The sequence below is a fragment of the Roseomonas sp. KE2513 genome, from assembly GCF_016107305.1.
GTDB lineage: Bacteria > Pseudomonadota > Alphaproteobacteria > Acetobacterales > Acetobacteraceae > Roseomonas.
In genome coordinates, this window is record NZ_RCVR01000187.1 from 1 (window position 1) to 537 (window position 537).

Annotated in this window: 2 protein-coding genes; both read left to right on the forward strand. The window is 65.7% G+C overall.

All coding sequences use genetic code 11. From position 1 onward, the window contains the following. Nucleotides 1-196, forward strand: a 196-nt coding sequence (locus tag D9599_RS30875; protein WP_198385157.1) for a hypothetical protein, incomplete at its 5' end; no start/stop codon positions are given. A 129-nt stretch (nucleotides 197-325) separates the two neighbouring features. Further along, the coding region (locus D9599_RS30880) for a hypothetical protein (protein ID WP_198385158.1) at nucleotides 326-537 on the forward strand (212 nt) is incomplete at its 3' end.

Genomic DNA, 537 nt, shown 5'->3' on the forward strand with positions numbered 1-537 from the left:
CGCGACGCTGTCCAACATCCACCAGAACGTGGCCATTGCCCTCGGTCTCAAGGCAGTCTTCCTGGTGACGACCGTCCTCGGCATTACCGGCCTCTGGCCCGCCGTACTGGCTGACACGGGGGCGACTGTCCTCGTGACCCTCAACGCCCTTCGGCTGCTCGGCTACCGGTTTCAGAGCGCGTCCGCAGGTGTTTAAGGTGTTCCCAGTGGCCTTCACGATGGGGGGACGAACTATCGTGGCGCCATCGGGAGCGGAACTCGGCCTCGATTCCAGGTTTGCCTCCGGGGCAAATCGCCGTGGCGCCGAAGCGGAGATGAACCTCCGGTGAGGCGCTTTCTGCTCCTTGTCCTCGTCGCCATGCTTGCGATGGTTCCGGCACTGGCACTGCGCCTGACGGGACTGCGGCCCAGCCCGATTGCGGATGCCGCGATCTTTGGCGTCGCTATCCTTGCCGCGGGCTTCCTGCTGTCCTGGGGTGCTGAGGCGGCAGAGCGGCGCATATCGCAGGGATTGATCCTCGCCGCCGTCGCCCTCGC